14 protein-coding genes are annotated in these 17,328 nt (G+C 50.2%); 7 read left to right on the top strand and 7 right to left on the bottom strand.

Annotated elements, in window-relative coordinates; translation table 11 throughout:
* Positions 1 to 7 precede the first annotated feature (7 nt).
* Together H6F90_RS08550 and malQ are read left to right on the top strand one after the other, a co-directional pair.
* Positions 8 to 1,336, top strand: a complete 1,329-nt coding sequence (locus H6F90_RS08550; protein WP_190551965.1) for an ABC transporter substrate-binding protein — start codon at positions 8 to 10, stop codon at positions 1,334 to 1,336.
* Positions 1,337 to 1,511: 175 nt separating this feature from the next.
* The gene (gene malQ / locus H6F90_RS08545) at positions 1,512 to 3,026 is read left to right on the top strand and encodes a 4-alpha-glucanotransferase (RefSeq protein ID WP_190551963.1); all 1,515 of its coding nucleotides are present in this window, start codon (positions 1,512 to 1,514) and stop codon (positions 3,024 to 3,026) included.
* A gap of 57 nt (positions 3,027 to 3,083) precedes the next feature.
* Here the strand turns inward: malQ and H6F90_RS08540 are convergent, their stop codons facing one another.
* The 5 genes from H6F90_RS08540 to H6F90_RS31455 form a co-directional block, all read right to left on the bottom strand.
* A complete protein-coding gene (locus H6F90_RS08540) occupies positions 3,084 to 4,025 on the bottom strand; it encodes a helix-turn-helix domain-containing protein (protein WP_190551961.1) in 942 nt (313 codons plus the stop codon).
* Positions 4,026 to 4,094: 69 nt separating this feature from the next.
* Positions 4,095 to 4,850: a pseudouridine synthase gene (locus tag H6F90_RS08535; protein ID WP_190551959.1), complete on the bottom strand. Its 756-nt coding sequence runs from the start codon at positions 4,848 to 4,850 to the stop codon at positions 4,095 to 4,097.
* A 76-nt stretch (positions 4,851 to 4,926) separates the two neighbouring features.
* Positions 4,927 to 6,453 (bottom strand): cell wall metabolism sensor histidine kinase WalK, encoded by a 1,527-nt coding sequence (locus H6F90_RS08530; RefSeq protein ID WP_199295797.1) that lies wholly within the window; start codon positions 6,451 to 6,453, stop codon positions 4,927 to 4,929.
* 74 nt (positions 6,454 to 6,527) lie between these two features.
* The gene (locus tag H6F90_RS08525; RefSeq protein ID WP_370527533.1) at positions 6,528 to 7,289 is read right to left on the bottom strand and encodes a winged helix-turn-helix domain-containing protein; all 762 of its coding nucleotides are present in this window, start codon (positions 7,287 to 7,289) and stop codon (positions 6,528 to 6,530) included.
* A 204-nt stretch (positions 7,290 to 7,493) separates the two neighbouring features.
* Positions 7,494 to 9,833, bottom strand: a complete 2,340-nt coding sequence (locus tag H6F90_RS31455) for an IMS domain-containing protein (protein WP_190551957.1) — start codon at positions 9,831 to 9,833, stop codon at positions 7,494 to 7,496.
* Positions 9,834 to 10,326: 493 nt separating this feature from the next.
* On the opposite strand from H6F90_RS31455, the gene pdhA reads away from it, so the two are divergent.
* The 5 genes from pdhA to H6F90_RS08495 all read left to right on the top strand — a co-directional run bounded on the left by pdhA (position 10,327) and on the right by H6F90_RS08495 (position 15,512).
* A complete protein-coding gene (gene pdhA, locus H6F90_RS08515) occupies positions 10,327 to 11,361 on the top strand; it encodes a pyruvate dehydrogenase (acetyl-transferring) E1 component subunit alpha (protein ID WP_190551955.1) in 1,035 nt (344 codons plus the stop codon).
* A gap of 215 nt (positions 11,362 to 11,576) precedes the next feature.
* Positions 11,577 to 12,560 carry an alpha-ketoacid dehydrogenase subunit beta gene (locus tag H6F90_RS08510; protein ID WP_190551953.1) on the top strand — a complete coding sequence of 328 codons (984 nt, stop codon included), beginning with the start codon at positions 11,577 to 11,579 and terminating at the stop codon, positions 12,558 to 12,560.
* 79 nt (positions 12,561 to 12,639) lie between these two features.
* On the top strand, positions 12,640 to 14,064 hold the full coding sequence (gene secD, locus H6F90_RS08505; RefSeq protein WP_190551951.1) for a protein translocase subunit SecD: 1,425 nt from the start codon (positions 12,640 to 12,642) through the stop codon (positions 14,062 to 14,064).
* Positions 14,061 to 15,050, top strand: coding sequence for a protein translocase subunit SecF (secF, locus tag H6F90_RS08500; protein WP_190551949.1), 990 nt, complete (start codon positions 14,061 to 14,063; stop codon positions 15,048 to 15,050). Before secD ends, secF begins: the two co-directional genes overlap by 4 nt.
* Before the next feature lie 42 nt (positions 15,051 to 15,092).
* Complete coding sequence (locus H6F90_RS08495; RefSeq protein ID WP_190551947.1) at positions 15,093 to 15,512, top strand: hypothetical protein; 420 nt, start codon at positions 15,093 to 15,095, stop codon at positions 15,510 to 15,512.
* Between the two features lie 24 nt (positions 15,513 to 15,536).
* On the opposite strand, the gene H6F90_RS08490 is transcribed toward H6F90_RS08495, so the two are convergent.
* Both H6F90_RS08490 and H6F90_RS08485 read right to left on the bottom strand, forming a co-directional pair.
* On the bottom strand, positions 15,537 to 16,457 hold the full coding sequence (locus tag H6F90_RS08490) for an ABC transporter permease (RefSeq protein WP_190551945.1): 921 nt from the start codon (positions 16,455 to 16,457) through the stop codon (positions 15,537 to 15,539).
* Complete coding sequence (locus H6F90_RS08485; protein ID WP_190551944.1) at positions 16,432 to 17,328, bottom strand: ABC transporter permease; 897 nt, start codon at positions 17,326 to 17,328, stop codon at positions 16,432 to 16,434. The genes H6F90_RS08490 and H6F90_RS08485 overlap by 26 nt, the downstream gene beginning before the upstream one ends.

The following is a 17,328-nucleotide window of genomic DNA, read 5'->3' as shown; positions in this document are numbered from 1 at the left end:
CACCGTGATGAACAGATTTGCTCTGCTGAAACAGTTGAGGTGTAGCTCGGCAACGGCTGTGGTTATCACTGCTGGTGTCGTTGGTTTGGCGATCGCGTCTTGCCAAAGCATCAGCAATTCCGGTGGAGCAAACCAGTCTCCTGCTACAACCGCTACTGATAATGCCAAAGGGCTGAAGTTAGGTGCCTTGCTGCCTGCCACAGGTGACTTGTCGGCGGTAGGGCCGCCGCTGTTGGATGCTGTTTCTTTGTTAGTGCAGACCGTTAACCAATGTGGTGGGGTGAATCAAGCACCTGTAAGTTTGGTGTCGGAAGATGACCAGACTGAGCCTGCGGCTGGGGCTGAAGCGATGGCGAAGTTGGTGGAGGTGGATCGAGTTGCGGGTGTGGTGGGTTCCTTTCCCAGTAGCGTTTCGAGCGCAGCGGTAGATGTGGCGGTACGCAACAAGGTGATGTTGATTTCTCCGGCTAGCACCAGTCCTACGTTTACGGAACGCGCCAAAAAAGGTGACTTTCAGGGATTTTGGGCGCGGACTGCCCCGCCGGACACTTACCAGGCCCAAGCTTTAGCTAAATTGGCTCAGCAGCGGAACTATCAGCAAGTTTCAACGATTGTGATCAATGATGATTACGGTGTAGGGCTGGAGAGAGAGTTTACTCAAGCCTTTAAGCAGCGCGGAGGCACGGTAGCAGGTGAGGGAAAGCCTGCCCGCTATGACCCCAAAGCCACGACCTTTGAATCGGAAGCTGCTCTTGCCTTTGCTAACAAACCCGATGCCGTTGCTGCATTTATCTATGGTGAGACAGGCAGCTTGTTTCTCAAAGCCGCTTATCAACAAGGTCTGAGCCAAGGGGTACAGATTATGCTGACCGATGGCGGTTATTCAGAAGACTTTGCTGAACAGGTGGGCAAAACCAAGGATGGCAAATTTATTCTGGCAGGGGCGATCGGAACGATCCCGAGTGCGGATGGTAAAGCTTTGGCTGCTTTCACGAAGCTCTGGCAGCAGAAACAAGCTAAACCCTTGAGTGCTTTTGTCCCCCATGCCTGGGATGCGGCAGCGCTCTTAGTACTAGCAGCAGAGGCAGCAGACAGCAATACGGGTGAAGGCATTAAGAACCAACTCCGAGAAGTAGCTGGGCCAACTGGAACTCCTGTGACTGATGTGTGTGATGGTTTAGCCCGCCTGCAAAAGGGCGAGAAGATTGACTACCAAGGCGCTAGCGGCAATGTAGATATTGACGAGAATGGCGATGTGGTTAGCAGCTACGATGTCTGGACGGTAAAGGATGACGGCACGCTACAGACCATTGGTAAGGTGAATCCTGCTCAGTAAAGTGCGATCGCTTTTCTGCTGTCGGAAGGGGCGATTCCCTGAACATTGCTGAGGCTAAACGGTGATCCAACTTTAGACATATATGACTGCATAAAGAGCAAAACCCAGGATCGATGAAGCCAAAATTACCGGATGCTACATTCAGGACGCTTGCTGTTTATTTTTCAGGTTATCTATGCCCTTTCCTAGAGCCAGCGGCATCTTACTGCATCCCACCTCATTTCCTAGCCGATTTGGTATTGGTGACTTAGGCTTAGAAGCCTATCGCTTCATTGATTTCTTAGCCGACAGTGCCCAACAACTTTGGCAGATTTTACCGCTAGGGCCGACAGGTGAGCCCTGGAATTCTCCCTATCTGTCGTCTTACTCTTCGATGGCGGGCAATCATCTGATAATTAGCCTTGAAGTGTTACGCGACAAAGGGTTACTAGCAGAAACAGATTTAGCCGATTTGCCAGAGTTGCCAATGGCAGTTGACTTTGCCAAAGTGCGTCAAATCAAAATACCCTTGCTGCAAAAAGCTTGGCAGAACTTTCAAGCCAAGGCTTCAGCCGTACAGCAAAAAGAATTTGAAGGATTTTGCAAAGGGACCGCATACTGGCTGGACGATTACGCCTTATTCATGGCGCTGAAAGATGCGTTCCAGGATACCAGTTGGCCCACTTGGGAACCCGCGATCGCCAAACGCCAAGCAGACGCGATCGCCCAGTGGCAAGACAAACTCCAAGCAGAGATTTGGTTGCACAAATTCCTGCAATTTGAGTTTTTTCAGCAATGGTCAGCGCTGAGAAAATACGCCAACTTGCGGGGAATCAAAGTGATTGGCGATATTTCTATTTACGTGTCTCAGGATAGCGCCGATGTCTGGGCCAATCCGGAAAACTTTTGCCTTGACCCTGAAACGGGAGAGCCTGCGTTGATGGCGGGGGTTCCACCCGATTACTTCAGTGAAACTGGGCAGCTTTGGGGCAATCCCGTTTACAACTGGGAGCGGCTGCAACAAACTGGCTTCAAGTGGTGGGTGCAGCGGTTCCAAGCCCTGTTCGACTACGTGGATATGGTTCGGGTTGACCACTTCCGAGGCTTCCAGGCTTATTGGGCGGTAAAGCAGGGTGAAACCACTGCCATGAACGGAGAGTGGATTGAAGCACCCGGAGAAGCTCTATTCGAAGCTCTGAAGCAGCAATTTGGCCAACTGCCCGTACTCGCGGAAGATTTGGGTGTGATCACGCCAGAAGTGGATGCCTTGCGCGATCGCTTTGGTTTCCCCAGCATGAAAATTCTGCAATTCGCCTTTGGCGACATGGGGGACAAAAACTTTTTACCCTTCAAATACTTAGCCAATAGCGTAGTTTATCCAGGCACCCACGACAATGAAACGATTGTGGGCTGGTTCAATCGCCTTTCCTCTAGCGATCGCGACGCTGTGACTCAGTATTTGGGTTGTTTAAGCGAAGCGGGGGTCAACTGGGACTTTATCCGTCTAGCTCTTGCCTCGGTTTCCAATCAGGCGATCATCCAGTTGCAAGACGTGTTGGGCTTAGATAATCAAGGGCGCATGAATGACCCCAGCGATAACGCAGGCAACTGGACCTGGCGATACCAGGCAGATGCTTTGACTCCAGAAGTCCGCGATCGCCTCAGAACAATGACGGAGTTATTCGGTCGCGCTCCCCAAACTCAAACCTAATCCAGGCTGAACGGCTTTGGGTTCAAGCTTGGATAGCTAGGCTTAAGGATGGATCGATTAACGGATTGCCACGCGATCGGATGGTACCGGGAGGACTGTAGGAGTCAAGTTGTTTGGCTCCGCTCCCGGTGCTCCGGGTGAGAGTTGGGCCGCATTCGTATTCGCTTCAAAAGTGACCTCCTCTACCGAGCCTGGGTCGCCCAGCTGCTTCGCCTGCTGATCGTTAAGTCCTACAAGCACACCCCCGGCGTTACCAGCCCGTAGGGTCAACTGTTCATCAGCCATCCAAGTGCGTTGAGTTCCTTCTGGTAAAACTCCCTCAAATTCGGTCTTACCATCAGTGACCACTCGAATCCAAGATTGAGCCTTGAAAGTGACGCTGACTCGGACTGGCTTACCAGAATCATTGGCGTTTTGAGGCATGGTCAAGAGACCTGCTAAACCTGAAGTCGCAGGTTTTATCTTGCCCTGAGCAGGCGCTTTAACGGGGCTAAAAGGCCCAAAAGCTTGATTGGCTACCACTGGGTTAGCCGCCTGTCCTGTTTGAGTGCCAGGTGGTTGATATGCCTCTATGTTGGAAATTGTTGATGTACCAGAACGGTTCATCAAATAGGACAAGCTATTGACTGCAAACACAATCAAGCAGACATAGACCACATACAAGTGGACGGGCCGTAATTGAGCGGCAGGTAGGTTGCGCCAAGGCTGTTGAATTGGTCGCAAGATGGGAGTCGTGGGAAATGAACTAGCAAATGCTGCCCCGTTAATCCCTAAGGCATCGGCAAACTGTTTAATAAAACCTTGAATATAAACTGGTTCAGGCAACTGCTCTAGATCACCTGCCTCAATAGCATTTAGAAGGCGCATTTGGATTTTGGTCTTCGCTGCAACTTCTTCTAAAGACATTCCTTGGTCTTGGCGAAGCTGGCGTAAGTAGGACCCCATTTCCTGAAGTTTGTTGACTCGTTCTTGCTCTAGTTGTAGGGTTGACTTCTTCATACGCTATGCTCCTTGACGTCTGCCGCACTATTTATAAATTTGTCTAGTATTTTTGTATACTCACTGGTCTTAGGGACCAGTGCCTTGTTTGGGGCTAATAGTTTCCGTCTGTAAAAAGTTAATTTCATAATCTGTCAGGGTTCGGTATTGGCCAGGAGGAAGTTGTTCGAGTTGAATGGGGCCGATCGCGACCCGGTGCAACTCTAAAACTGGATGCCCTAGCTGTTCTGCAACTCGTCGAATTTGGCGATTTCTACCTTCATGCAGCACAATCTCCAAGAGAGTTTTCCCCATTTGCCGATCTAGTACACGGACTTGTGCCGGTGAAGTTTTTCGGTTCGATAGCATGACCCCCCGACGCCATTGCTGCAAAACTGCCTCCGAAGGACGACCTTGCACCCAAACATTATAAGTTTTAGGAATTTGATGACGAGGGTGCGTTAGCAAAAACGTTAATTCACCGTCATTAGTTAACAATAAAGCTCCAGTGGAGTCAAAATCTAGACGACCGACAGGATGCAGACCTTGACCTTGTTGCAGGGCTTCAGGCAGTAAATCCAGAACTGTAGACCGCTGCCAAGGATCATCACAGGTAGAAACGACCCCTACGGGTTTGTTGAGCAGGAGGTACAGATGCTGAGGTCGCTGGGTGGGTTGGATGATGACTCCATCCACTTCAATGCGATCGCGTTGTGTATCCGCTTTCTGGCCTAGTTGCGCTACAGTACCATTTAAGCGAACTCGCCCATCAAGAATCATCTTCTCCGCATGGCGGCGAGAAGCGATGCCCCATTGGGCCAAGATTTTATGCAGCCGTTCTTCCATAGGGGACTGCTCTGTAGACTACGTGGTCATCAGATATGTACAAATATTACAGGAAGATGGGCTAGAGAAACGAGTCTCAGCTTTTTATAAATGGGTGAGATTGCTGACAAGGCAGAAAAACCTGTAACCATGCACCTCCCGTTTCTGGATGATTGTTAGCACTTACAGAGCCTTGATGCGCTTCCACAATCTGCCGGACAATAGCGAGTCCTAGTCCACTGCTACCACTCCGTTGAACCTCTGCCTCTGGAGGGCCAAAATTGTGTAGCTCTCTTCGCGGGGAGGCAGTTGTAGCCTGACTAATTGTTACCTCTAGTGGGTTTCCCGGATGCATCGTTGGTGTGGGAGAGCCAAGCCCATTAGATTTTTCGGGCATTGGCACCTTGATGCGGGTGACGGGGGTTTGCACTTTTAAAGACGGGCTAGTTCCAGACTGGCGCGATCGCGAGGGATCAACTTGATAAAACCTGTCAAACACGTAGGGTAGAGCACTTTCTGGAAAACCAGGTCCCGAATCAATCACCTCCAAGCAAACCTGGGATTCAACTGATTCTGTAGCCTTGAGAGCTACCTCCTGAACCCTGATCTGAACCCTGATTGCCTCTTGGGAAGGGCTATATCTGATACTGTTATCCAACAAATTGAGCAATACCCGGAAAAGCCGGGGACCATCCGCCTGAATGAGGACTACTTCAGGTCCGTGGTACGAAAGTTGCACGTGTTTTTTACGAGCTAGGGGTTCGAGGCTAAGCCAAGCTGACTGAATTAGCTCTGCCAGGTTGAGCTGGCCTAAGTTCAGGCAGTAAGGGGCCCCACGCTCAATTTGTTTCAGGTCCAGAAGGTCTTGGACCAAATTACTCAGTCGAATTGCTTCGTTTAGCAGCCGATCGATCCAATTGCGTAACGGTGGCTCTAGGCGGGTTTGTAAGGTTTCGGCTACCAAACGAATTGAGGTTAAAGGAGTTTTGAGTTCATGCGCCACATCCGAAATCCAGCGATCGCGCTGCTGAGCGAGGGTTGCGGCTTCTTGGCGATTCTCTAGAAAAACGCCTACCTGACCTCCTAACAAGGGCAAGCCATAGCCTCGCAGCGGGCAGGTGGATTGGCGGGAAATACTAACGGGATCAGGGCTACTCAGATGAAATACCCACTCGCTATCACAAGGTTGCTGGGCATCACGAGTTTGCTCGATCAGTTGATCGAGTTCATAGGAGCGCACCAGTTCCAGCAACAGACGGGGTTTGCTAGATTCCCATTGCTGAATCCCTAAAATCTGGCGCGCTTGGGCGTTACACCAAGTTAATTGGTTGTCTTCGTCTACTTGTAAGTAACCCACAGGGGCACTAAAAAGTACCTGTTTCCAGGTTTCAACTTCTTGTTCTAGCTGCTGGCTGAGTTGTTTTTGGTAGGCGATTGCGAGCGTGAGCCGCGAAGTCAGAGAAGCGGGTGAACCCCAGATTTCTGACTGTAAATCTCGCGCTAATATCGCCAATCGCTGATTCAGTCGCAGCCGATACCACCCCAGCAGAGCTAGACCAAGGGCGAGTCCGAGGAGAAACCCTAGGAATTCCACAGTAACGGTAATGGCGATCGCAGAGGGCAATCATGTCTTTGCGTAGCGTTTCTACCAAAAATTGACATACCTAGGGGCCATCGAAGTTTGCAAACGAACCTGTTTTAGCCAAACCGATAACCGAATCCGCGTACCGTTAGTAAATACTCAGGGTGGCTCGGATCAAGCTCTAGTTTTTCCCGTAGCCAACGAATATGTACATCAACCGTCTTGCTGTCTCCCATAAAATCTGGTCCCCAAACCCGCTCAATTAGCTGCTCGCGGGACCAAACTCGCCGAGGATGACTCATGAATAGCTCTAAAATCCGAAACTCTTTGGGCGAAAGATTAATCTCTTCACCCCTCACCATAACCCGACATTCTTGGGGATAAAGGGTGATCTCTTGAAACTTTAGAATCGGTTCTGGAATGGTTGGTTGTGTATGCCGATGCCGACGGAGTAGGGCACGACAGCGAGCAATGAGTTCTCGCATGCCAAAAGGTTTAGTCAAATAATCGTCTGCACCCACTTCTAGTCCCACTACGCGATCGGTTTCGCTGCCTTTCGCACTCAGCATTAAAATTGGAACACTATTGCCCTCATGGCGAATCAATCGGCACAGATCCAGCCCGTTGATGTAGGGCAGCATGAGGTCAAGGATGACCAGATCGAGTTGGGCAGCTTCCTTTTCACTGCCTGCTTCAGATTTTAGGGTCAGCTCTGCCACACTGCGTCCATCTTCAGCGACTAAAACTTCATATCCTTCTTCTGTTAGCGCTAGAGCAATCGTTTCGCGAATCAGCTCTTCATCTTCGACAATTAAGACTCGTCCCAGTTTCAATTTAGGTTGTGCCCTAGCCGCTTCTAGCGATAACATAGTTGCCATTTTGTTGCAGTTGTTTTTGGGAACCCAGGCTGATCTTATCATTGGTCCCCCAAGCGGTTAGCGATAACCTCAAGTAAAGGTATATCTACTTACTAATCAGCGGGCAAAATGGCAGTGAAAGTTTTTAGAAACAAATTCTCATTGCCATCTTGGTCTGAATGGAACCGCAGCATTAGATCTAGCTGTGGATTAGATCTAATGCTGCTACTGCACATCCATTTCCCGGATCAGCCACCTACCATCGCGGCGCACTAGGTTATAGCGCACTCGAATGCTTTCACTGGTATAGGACAAGCTGCGATCGAGTTGCCCATTGACGTAGAAGGCAGCAGCTTCACTCACTTCCGCATCAATCCTGGCTTGATTGGGGTCAACATCGCTCATTTCGACCGCATCAATTGATCTAATCGCGTGCTGATACTCCCGGTGGGAATTGCTACCCTTGTCGTCTTCAGCTTGCTGTTGCCATTGTGCCAGAGCACCATCAGCCAAAATTTGATTTAACTGAGTAGTGGCGTGATTGGGACCGAGAGCCGCAGCCTTAGCAGATAACCAAGTTTGTACCACTGTCTGAGCTGCTTCTTTAGTCAAGGGACCTGCGGCAGCCTGGGCCGTATCTTCAGGGTCAGGTACGGCAATCAGTGGGCGATCGAGCGAGATCATGGGTTGATTTGCTTCTAACTTGGGTCCCCGTGAGTCTTGGAGAGCACCTGTGGCCCAGCCAAAGGCTTTGGTCGTTAGATACCCTAGGGCTGCGAGTCCTAGTAAGCCAAGTACAAACAGCAAAATCGGCTTGGATTTTTTTGCAGATGTTGAGGTGGCCTCTCCTCCCCGCCGAGGCGGTAAGTCTTCCGGATCGGGAACTCGGAGGCCATTGGCAACCTGACCCCGCGATCGCTCTCTAGGTGGTGGCCCTGAATGATCCAGTGCCGCAGGGCGCAATGAATTATGAGCATTGCCGTCTCTGGTAACGATTCCCGAGGCAGGACGCTGGCTAGAGGGCGGAGTTACTGGAGCTGAATTCGAGGGCACTGGGGTTATGTGCTCTGCACCCACTTGCCCTAATTGAGAAACTGTGGTGGTGACTGCCCGAGTCGCAGGGGCAACTCTAGGTTCCGACTCCACGCTTTGCTGTAGGCGGGTAGCGGTGTCAGGTGGTTGTGAGTAGCTGCCGACTTCGCGCCCATTGCTAAACTGACCCGCGTTTCGCGTAGAGCTAGATTGTCCATTGGTCTCAACTTTGGAGGAGCCTGCCCAACCATTGCTGTTAGGAGATTCGTTGGGTAACTCTTCTAAATAAGCCTGAACTTGTTCGTTAGCAAAGTAATCTTTCAAAGAAACTTGCTGCTGAGCTAGGTCACGGAAGTGAGGAAAGACTTCTTCTTGCAGCCAGCGCTCGCTGTAGAGACAGAGACCTGGCAACAGATCTGGTGATCCCTGCGAATTCTCTCGAATAAAGGCTAAAGGCTCGTAGTCGTGGCTTAGCTCTAAAGCTCGACTCGCTTCTTCAGTTTGACCTAGAAGGAGCGCACAAACCGCTTGCTCTAGATGCACATCTTGACGGCTACCCAGCCGCACTAGCATCAGCTTTGCTCGTCGGATTAGGGCAGGCTCGCATTGAGCAAATCCTTGGGCGAGTAAAGCGTAGACCGCTAAATAGGTAGCCACAGCCGAAGGACGACGTGCTTCCTCCTCAAACAAGGTTTGCTGCTCTGCGGCGCTTAAGTAGCCCCGTAGCTGCTGAATAAAGCGGAGAAAGTCGTCAACGTTAAGACCAGATTGATCGGTGCTAGTGCCATCAATCCCACCCCGCTCTTGCAGCATTTCTCGCAGCAAACGCAGTCCTTGCCGTCGTTCGGTCGTGCTTTCCTCAGGTAGCGCTAGCAGCTCTAACACTCGGTAAGGTCGCAACTTGTATAAGTCCGTCTGAACTTCACCCCGAACGGTAGCAAATAATCCTTCGCGTAATAACAATTCCTGCCCTGCTTCTAAGGACTCTGCAGCGTTTTCGTATTGTCCTTGTTGCCATTGCTCTCGTCCTAGCTCTAAGCAAGCTAAAGCGACGGTGAGGATAATGTCGGCAAAAACAATATCTGGCTCGCCAAAGCGTCCATTCTTAAGACTGCTGTTGTTACCCAGATAGGTACGCCCTAGTTTCAGCACTAATTCGTACTCACCAAGCTCTAGCAAGATGAGCAAGGCACCCACAAGTTGGTCATCGTGGATGTCAACACTAGGGGTGTACGGGTCACTACTGGTATCTGTGGATTCTGCAGGTGTTGTAGTTGACGAGGTGCCAGGGCGATCGGGCTCAAGCTCGTAGGTTTTAGCGAGAAAATTAGCGTCATAGGCCTGACGCTGATCAGGGTCGGATAGAACAGCATATGCTTCGTCAAGCAGCTGCTTTCGGGCAGCGATCGCTGCCTCAGAGTATTCACGCCGAGGAAGTTGCAAGGCGCGATCGCGATGAGCCTGTTGCAACTGTTCAGCAGTGGCCTGGATAGGTAGGCCCAAAATTCGGTAGTAATCGAGCGGAATTCGCACGGTTCACTTCCCCAGCGGCAAGCAACTAAATATTAATCTGTGAAAACCCAAGAGGTTGTCAAGATAGTGCCACAATCATAACCCGTGACCCTTACTGGGCGAGTGTACCAAGATAATGAAAAATTTGTACCAAGGAATATAACTTTTATATAAGTTTTAACAAGTTAAACGTTGAAACTCTAAGCAGTAAAACCTTGGCTAGCAAACTTCGCTGTTATGCAGCCTGCTGCGGTTAAGGTGACAAAATTTGATTTTTGGGTCATGAGGACGCTATTTTGATTCAGGTGCTAGTGGCAAAACGTCAGCACTTCAGCACATCAGATGTTTCAGTGTGCAGCTTCGCCCGGTATTGCCAAAACACTGAGAGCGCTATGCCTTCGTTTTAAGTAGACTGGGAAAATCTGGCAAGTACAAGAAGCTGGCTTTCCGCAGGAAAGTCAAACTATCTCGATAAAATTTAGCTTGGGTATTGCTGCGAGGGTACTACAAATCAATGGTTCAGGAACGGACTTTACCAGTATTTCAAGCTGCTTCGGCACAAATTACCAAAGAAGAAGGTTTAAGGCTCTACGAAGACATGATCTTGGGGCGCTTCTTCGAAGATAAGTGTGCGGAGATGTACTATCGGGGCAAAATGTTCGGATTTGTTCACCTCTACAACGGCCAAGAGGCCGTATCGACAGGGGTGATTCAATCGATGCGACCCGGCGAAGACTATGTTTGCAGCACTTACCGTGATCACGTGCATGCCCTCAGCGCTGGGGTTCCAGCCCGAGAAGTGATGGCAGAGCTATTTGGTAAAGCTACAGGTTGCAGCAAAGGGCGGGGTGGTTCGATGCACCTCTTCTCAGCTGAGCACAATCTGCTGGGTGGGTTTGCCTTTATTGGTGAAGGAATTCCGATTGCTTTAGGAGCCGCTTTTCAGAGCAAGTACCGTCGGGAAGTCTTAGGAGATGAGACGGCAGACCAAGTCGCCGCTTGCTTCTTTGGAGACGGCACCACTAACAATGGCCAATTCTTCGAGTGCCTCAACATGGCAGCTTTGTGGAAGTTACCTATCTTGTTTGTGGTCGAGAACAACAAGTGGGCAATTGGGATGGCCCATGAGCGAGCCACTTCTCAACCAGAAATTTACAAGAAAGCCAGCGTCTTTGGCATGCCTGGTGTAGAAGTGGATGGCATGGATGTGATGGCAGTACGGGCTGTCGCTCAAGAAGCTGTGGCACGGGCACGGGCTGGCGAAGGCCCGACCCTCATTGAAGCCCTGACCTATCGCTTCCGAGGCCACTCTTTGGCTGATCCAGACGAACTTCGTACTAAGGATGAAAAAGAAGCTTGGCTGGCTCGTGACCCCATTAAGAAGTTTGCGGCTTATTTAATTGAGGAAAACTTGGTAAATCAAGAAGAACTCAAGGCAATCGAGCGCAAAATTCAATCGACGGTCGATGAGGGCGTGGAGTTTGCGCTGCAAAGCCCTGAACCTGACGCTAGCGAACTGTATCGATTTGTGTTTGCTGAGGACGAATAATCTAGTTACCCTTGCGGCTGGAATCGGGCAGGTGAGCAGCTTGTCCGATTTTTGTCTGCTGTTTTCCTAGAGTGGGCGATCGCCCTGCTGCATAGCCAGAATCTGAATATACGGATGATTCACTTCAGCAGTTATGATTATTAATTTGGATCACCAAAGCAATTTCGACCATTAGATTTTGACCAGTAGACTGTTGCCGCAACTCAGAGGTATCGATGGCAGAGACTTTCTTGTTTAACGCCCTACGTGAGGCCATTGACGAAGAAATGGCCCGCGACCCCTCCGTGCTCGTCATGGGGGAAGATGTAGGCCACTATGGCGGCTCCTACAAAGTCACGAAAGATCTGTACAAAAAATACGGTGAGCTGCGGATTCTAGACACACCCATTGCCGAGAACAGCTTTACAGGCATGGCAGTAGGAGCGGCAATGACTGGGCTGCGCCCGATCATTGAAGGCATGAACATGGGCTTCTTGCTGCTGGCCTTTAACCAGATTGCCAATAATGCTGGGATGCTGCGCTATACATCTGGTGGTAACTACAAGATCCCGATGGTGATCCGAGGTCCGGGTGGAGTTGGCCGACAGCTAGGGGCAGAACACTCCCAGCGTCTAGAAGCTTACTTCCAGGCAGTACCTGGGTTGAAGATTGTGGCTTGCTCAACTCCTTACAACGCTAAGGGTTTATTGAAGTCTGCCATCCGAGACAACAATCCAGTTTTGTTCTTCGAGCATGTGCTGCTGTACAACTTGAAGGAGAATCTGCCCGAAGCAGAATACACGCTGCCTCTAGACAAGGCGGAAGTGGTGCGGCAAGGCAAAGATGTGACGATTTTGACCTACTCTCGGATGCGTCATCATGTCTTACAAGCCGTAAAAACCTTGGAAAAAGATGGCTATGACTCAGAGGTGATTGATTTAATCTCCCTCAAGCCATTGGACTTTGACACGATCGGGGCTTCGATTCGCAAAACTCACCGGGTGATCATCGTAGAAGAGTGTATGAGAACGGGTGGGATTGCCGCCGAGCTGATTGCTTCAATCAACGATCGCTTGTTTGATGAACTTGATGCTCCCGTGTTGCGTCTTTCCTCCCAGGACATTCCCACACCTTACAACGGCACCCTAGAAAATCTCACGATTGTGCAGCCACAACAAATTGTTGAAGCTGTGCAAAAAATGGTGGCCCTACGAGTGTAGCTAAGATAGGTTTGAGTGTTGAGGTTGAACTCTGAATTAACCTTCAAGCTCAACACTCAAAATTCCAAACTCAGGACTTATGCAAAGACAGCGTTCATTATTGGCTTTAATTATCGTCCTCGTCATCGCCTCGATTGTGACGATCGCGAAAGTTCCGGTGCGGCTAGGGTTGGACTTACAAGGGGGATCTCAACTTACCCTGCAAGTAAAACCATCCGAAAATGTGAAGGAAATCACTCCTCGCGTGATGGAAGCTGTGCAGCGGGTGGTAGAAGGACGGATCAACGGATTAGGCGTGTCTGAATCGGTGGTTCAGACGGTCGGGGAGGACCAACTGTTGGTGCAACTTCCCGGAGTTAGCGATCCGGAACAGGCAGAGCGGGTGCTGGGTGGTACCGCTCAGTTAGACTTCCGCAAGCAAAAACCAGGAACAGAAGCTCAGCTAGGCGTGGAGTTTCAGGTGCGGCAAGAACTGCAGGCTAAGCAGGCAGAGTTGCAGAAACAAGGCGCTGGTAATGAGGCAGCACTGGCCGAAAACCAAGCGGCGATCAAGCGCAGTAATGCGGCGATCGCAGAGCTGTTTGAGCGGAGTGGCTTAACGGGAGAAAACCTCCAAGATGCATCGGCTGAGCCTGCCGCAGCCAGTGGGAATAACTGGAATGTCTCCCTCAAGTTTGATTCTAAGGGAGCAACGCTATTTGCAGATTTAACCAAGAGTTTGGCGGGAACGGGACGAAGCATTGGCATTCTCTTAGATGATCGCTTGATTAGTGCTCCCACCGTAGGTGTTCAGTTTGCTCAAACTGGCATTACAGGTGGTGGCGCTGTAATCGAAGGCCGTTTTACGGCTGAAGAAGCGAACGATTTGGCAGTGCAATTGCGGGGTGGCGCTTTACCTGTCCCTGTGGAGATCGTGGAAAACCGCACAGTGGGAGCGACTCTAGGAAGAGATAGCATCCAGCGCAGTATTTATGCTGGATTGGGTGGTTTGTTTCTAGTGTTGATCTTTATGGTGGTTTATTACCGCCTACCCGGTGCGATCGCCGATCTAGCCTTAGTCATCTATTCGCTACTAACCTTTGCCACCTTTACCCTGCTGGGTGTGACGCTTACCCTGCCTGGAATCGCAGGATTTATCCTCAGTATTGGGATGGCCGTAGACGCCAATGTCTTAATCTTTGAACGGACCCGTGAAGAATTACGCGCAGGTAAAACTCTGTATCGTTCTGTAGAATCTGGCTTCTATCGAGCTTTCTCTAGCATCCTAGATAGTAACGTCACAACGGTAATTGCTTGTGGTGCTTTGTTCTGGCTAGGAGCAGGTTTAGTGCGAGGGTTTGCTCTAACGCTGGCTCTAGGAGTCATGATTAGTATGTTTACCGCTGTTACTTGTAGCCGTACTTTAATGCTGCTCGCGATCAGCTTTCCAGCCCTACGCAAAACTGAACTCTATTGCCCTAAAGTACCCGCGTCTAATCAGCCTCAAGCAGGGGTGACTCCATGAAACTCAAGGTTATGAAGCAGCAATCGCTGTGGTGGAGCATTTCATTGCTCATCATCCTCAGTGGCTTGATAGCAATGGCGATCTCTTGGACACGCCCTGACATCAAAGCGCCTCTACGCCCCAGCCTAGACTTTGTTGGCGGAACTCGGATTCAATTTGAACTGGATTGTGCAGTACCCAACAACTGTGACCAACCAGTGAATGTAGGTACAGTACGTGAAGTGCTGGACAAACAAGGTCTGGGTGGGAGCAGTATTCAGGTAGTAGGGCAAAATCAGCAAGCCGTTTCCATCCGCACCAGAACCCTGAATGTAGATGAACGGACCCAGCTCCAAGCTGCTTTAGTCCAAGCAGTCGGTAAGTTTGATGCCAAAACTACTCAGATTGACACGGTTGGTCCCACGATTGGTCGTCAGCTATTCACTTCTGGGATGTTGGCGCTGATTGTTTCTTTTGCCGGAATTATCGTTTACATGAGCTTCCGGTTTCAGTTCGACTACGCTTTTATGGCGATCGTGGCTTTGTTCCACGATGTTCTGGTCACAGTTGGCATGTTTTCAATTTTTGGCCTATTGTTTGGGACCGAAGTGGATAGCTTGTTTATTGTGGCGCTGCTCACGATTGTGGGCTTCTCGGTTAACGATACCGTCGTGATTTACGATCGCATCCGGGAGACTATTATCCTCAATCCTGAACGCCATATTGACGATATTGTTGAGGATGCAGTCAACCAAACCTTGACTCGCTCCATCAACACCACTCTCACCGTCCTGTTAACCCTGTCGTCAATTTTCTTCTTTGGTGGAGAAACGCTAAAGAACTTTGCTCTCGCTTTAATTGTTGGTTTCACGATGGGAGCCTACTCTAGCATCTTCATTGCCAGTACTCTGTTGGCTTGGTGGCGCAGGCGTAATGGTCAAGCAATCCCAGCATTAGCCACCGGTGCTCCGGCGATCGATGCTTCTGTTAGCTCTGAGGATGCCTAACTTTGCCTCAGGGCAATTGCTGCTTCGAGCTAGCTAGAACTTATGGAGCGGTCTGACCACACCCCAGAATTGACCCACACCCCCAAGCTTTCGCCAGAATTGGTGAGACTGCATGAGCTAACAGTTTGGGGGCGATGGTGTTTTGTCCTCTGCCTCTGGCTGACGATTGGCATCCTCAGTCTTTGGGGATTGCGAGAAGAATTTGCTTTGTGGGTGCAGTATTTTACTTGGTCAGCCGTTCGCTATGGGTTTGCTTACAATCCAGTACCCACATTTGGGCTGGGTTTATGTCTTGGTTTAACCGTAGCAACTCTGGTTTGGCAAAGCCGCAACATTCTCCTGGGGCTGCCTGCACCAGAAAAACAACGCTTAGAGCGACAAGTGCAGCGAATTCAGCAGCAAGGACCGAGCCATCCGCTCTGGCGCTGGGTTTATGGCGATCGCGCTACTCCAGACAAGTAGATTCCTATAAGCAAATGACTTTAGCTACTTGAACCGCTTTTGCGAACCTTGATAGCGAATGGATTCAGCCACAAAGGCAACGGAACCGGACGCCAAGATCAAGACGACGCTGAGCGCGTTGATATCTGGTTTCACTCCAGTGCGGATGCGGCTGAAAATTTCCATTGGTAGCGTAGTTGCTCCCCCTCCAGCCGTGAAACTGGCAATGAGAAAGTCATCCATGCTCAGCACAAAGGCCAACAGACAACCAGAGACGATCGCTGGCATGAGTTCAGGTAGCAACACCTGCATGAAAGCTTGAGTGGGCGTGGCTCCTAAGTCTAGCGCTGCTTCCTCTAAGTGAGAATCTAGCCCAGTTAAACGAGTGGAGACGACGATCGCCACATACGATAAGCAAAACACCACATGGGCAGCTACGATCGTCCATAAACTGAGGGGAATTGCCACCACGGCCAAGAAAACTAAGGTGGCAACGGCGATCGCGATGTCGGGAATAATCAAGGGCAAATACGACATCCCTCGGTACAGCCCTTTTCCTGGAAAGTGATAGCGGGTTAAACCAACTGTCATCAGCGTTCCTAGCACGGCTGCGATCGCCACCGCTACTAAGGCCACGATTAAGCTCGTTTGTAGAGCGGCTAAAATGCGCTCGTCAGCGAAAAACTTGCGATACCACGCCAAAGTAAACCCTGTCCAACTAGCACTATAGGCTGACTGATTAAAGCTATAGAACGTCAGGACGATAATGGGCAAATACATGAACCCAAACATGAGCAGGGAGAACAGGGCCTGCCAGGAAGCACGGGGGTTCGTTTTGGCTTGCGGTCCAATCACAGAAACATGAATCCTTCGAGCGATAGTGTCTAAATCCTGAATGTTGGCACCCTGATGACTTAGTATGACCCGGCGATCGCCCAATTTAGCGTTTCGACGTGGAATCGCCATACTTAATTAGTAAAGCGATCGCCAGACTGACTGCCAGAATTAGCAGCATACTCAAAGCGGACCCAAATCCCCAATTTTGCGTAGCTCCCAGAAACTGGTTGTAAATGAGGCGCGCCGCAGTCATGCTAGAAGCACCGCCTAACAGTTCGGGGTCCACGAAATCGCCTAACCCGGTAATAAACACGAGTAAGGAGGCAGCAGCAATTCCTGGTAAGGTCTGTGGTACTGTCACCTTCCAAAACGCTTCGCTGGGATGAGCTCCTAAATCAGCCGCCGCTTCTAATAGCCTGCGGTCGAGTTTTTCCAAAGAGGCGTAAAGAATTAGAACCATATAAGGCAATAAGCTGTAGCTCATGCCAATTAATACAGCCGAGCTGCTGTTCAGTAAAGTCAAAGGCGGCAAGCCGATACTCGCGAGCAAAGTATTAAGGACACCTGTCGGCCTCAAGATGGTGATCCAGGCGTAAGAGCGCAGCAACGACGAAGTCCAAAGCGGTAGCACGAAACACAGTAACAATAAATTGCGCCAACGCGCCGGAGCCAGAAGGGCAATCCAATAAGCTACCGGGAAGCCCAGCAGCAGGCAAATGATGGTGGTGTTAATGGCAAAAAATAGCGATCGCCCAATGACTTGTAGATAAATCGGCTGAAAGATTTGGATGTAGTTGTCTAAACCTGAGGGATTAACGACATCTCCTGGTCGAATGCCTGGGACGAAGCTTAACTCCAAAATTACTAAGGCTGGCATCACTAGTAATAAACCTAGCCAAATGCCAGATGGCCCTAACAGGACCAATGGCCCTAACCACTTTGACTCCGGACGACCTATATCCGATGCAGCGGGAGTATTTCTGGAAGCAAGAGGCGTCAT

It is taken from the genome of Trichocoleus sp. FACHB-591 (assembly GCF_014695845.1).
Classification (GTDB): domain Bacteria; phylum Cyanobacteriota; class Cyanobacteriia; order FACHB-46; family FACHB-46; genus Trichocoleus.
Note: the sequence above shows the minus strand (reverse complement) of the source record. Positions and strands in the feature narration are given on the sequence as shown.

Coding starts and splice junctions, on each gene's coding strand:
- H6F90_RS08550 (WP_190551965.1), top strand. CDS start 8: ATGAACAGATTTGCTCTGCTGAAACAGTTGAGGTGTAGCTCGGCAACG.
- malQ (WP_190551963.1), top strand. CDS start 1,512: ATGCCCTTTCCTAGAGCCAGCGGCATCTTACTGCATCCCACCTCATTT.
- H6F90_RS08540 (WP_190551961.1), bottom strand. CDS start 4,025: ATGAAGAAGTCAACCCTACAACTAGAGCAAGAACGAGTCAACAAACTT.
- H6F90_RS08535 (WP_190551959.1), bottom strand. CDS start 4,850: ATGGAAGAACGGCTGCATAAAATCTTGGCCCAATGGGGCATCGCTTCT.
- H6F90_RS08525 (WP_370527533.1), bottom strand. CDS start 7,289: ATGGCAACTATGTTATCGCTAGAAGCGGCTAGGGCACAACCTAAATTG.
- pdhA (WP_190551955.1), top strand. CDS start 10,327: ATGGTTCAGGAACGGACTTTACCAGTATTTCAAGCTGCTTCGGCACAA.
- H6F90_RS08510 (WP_190551953.1), top strand. CDS start 11,577: ATGGCAGAGACTTTCTTGTTTAACGCCCTACGTGAGGCCATTGACGAA.
- secD (WP_190551951.1), top strand. CDS start 12,640: ATGCAAAGACAGCGTTCATTATTGGCTTTAATTATCGTCCTCGTCATC.
- secF (WP_190551949.1), top strand. CDS start 14,061: ATGAAACTCAAGGTTATGAAGCAGCAATCGCTGTGGTGGAGCATTTCA.
- H6F90_RS08495 (WP_190551947.1), top strand. CDS start 15,093: ATGGAGCGGTCTGACCACACCCCAGAATTGACCCACACCCCCAAGCTT.
- H6F90_RS08490 (WP_190551945.1), bottom strand. CDS start 16,457: ATGGCGATTCCACGTCGAAACGCTAAATTGGGCGATCGCCGGGTCATA.
- H6F90_RS08485 (WP_190551944.1), bottom strand. CDS start 17,328: ATGACGCCTCTTGCTTCCAGAAATACTCCCGCTGCATCGGATATAGGT.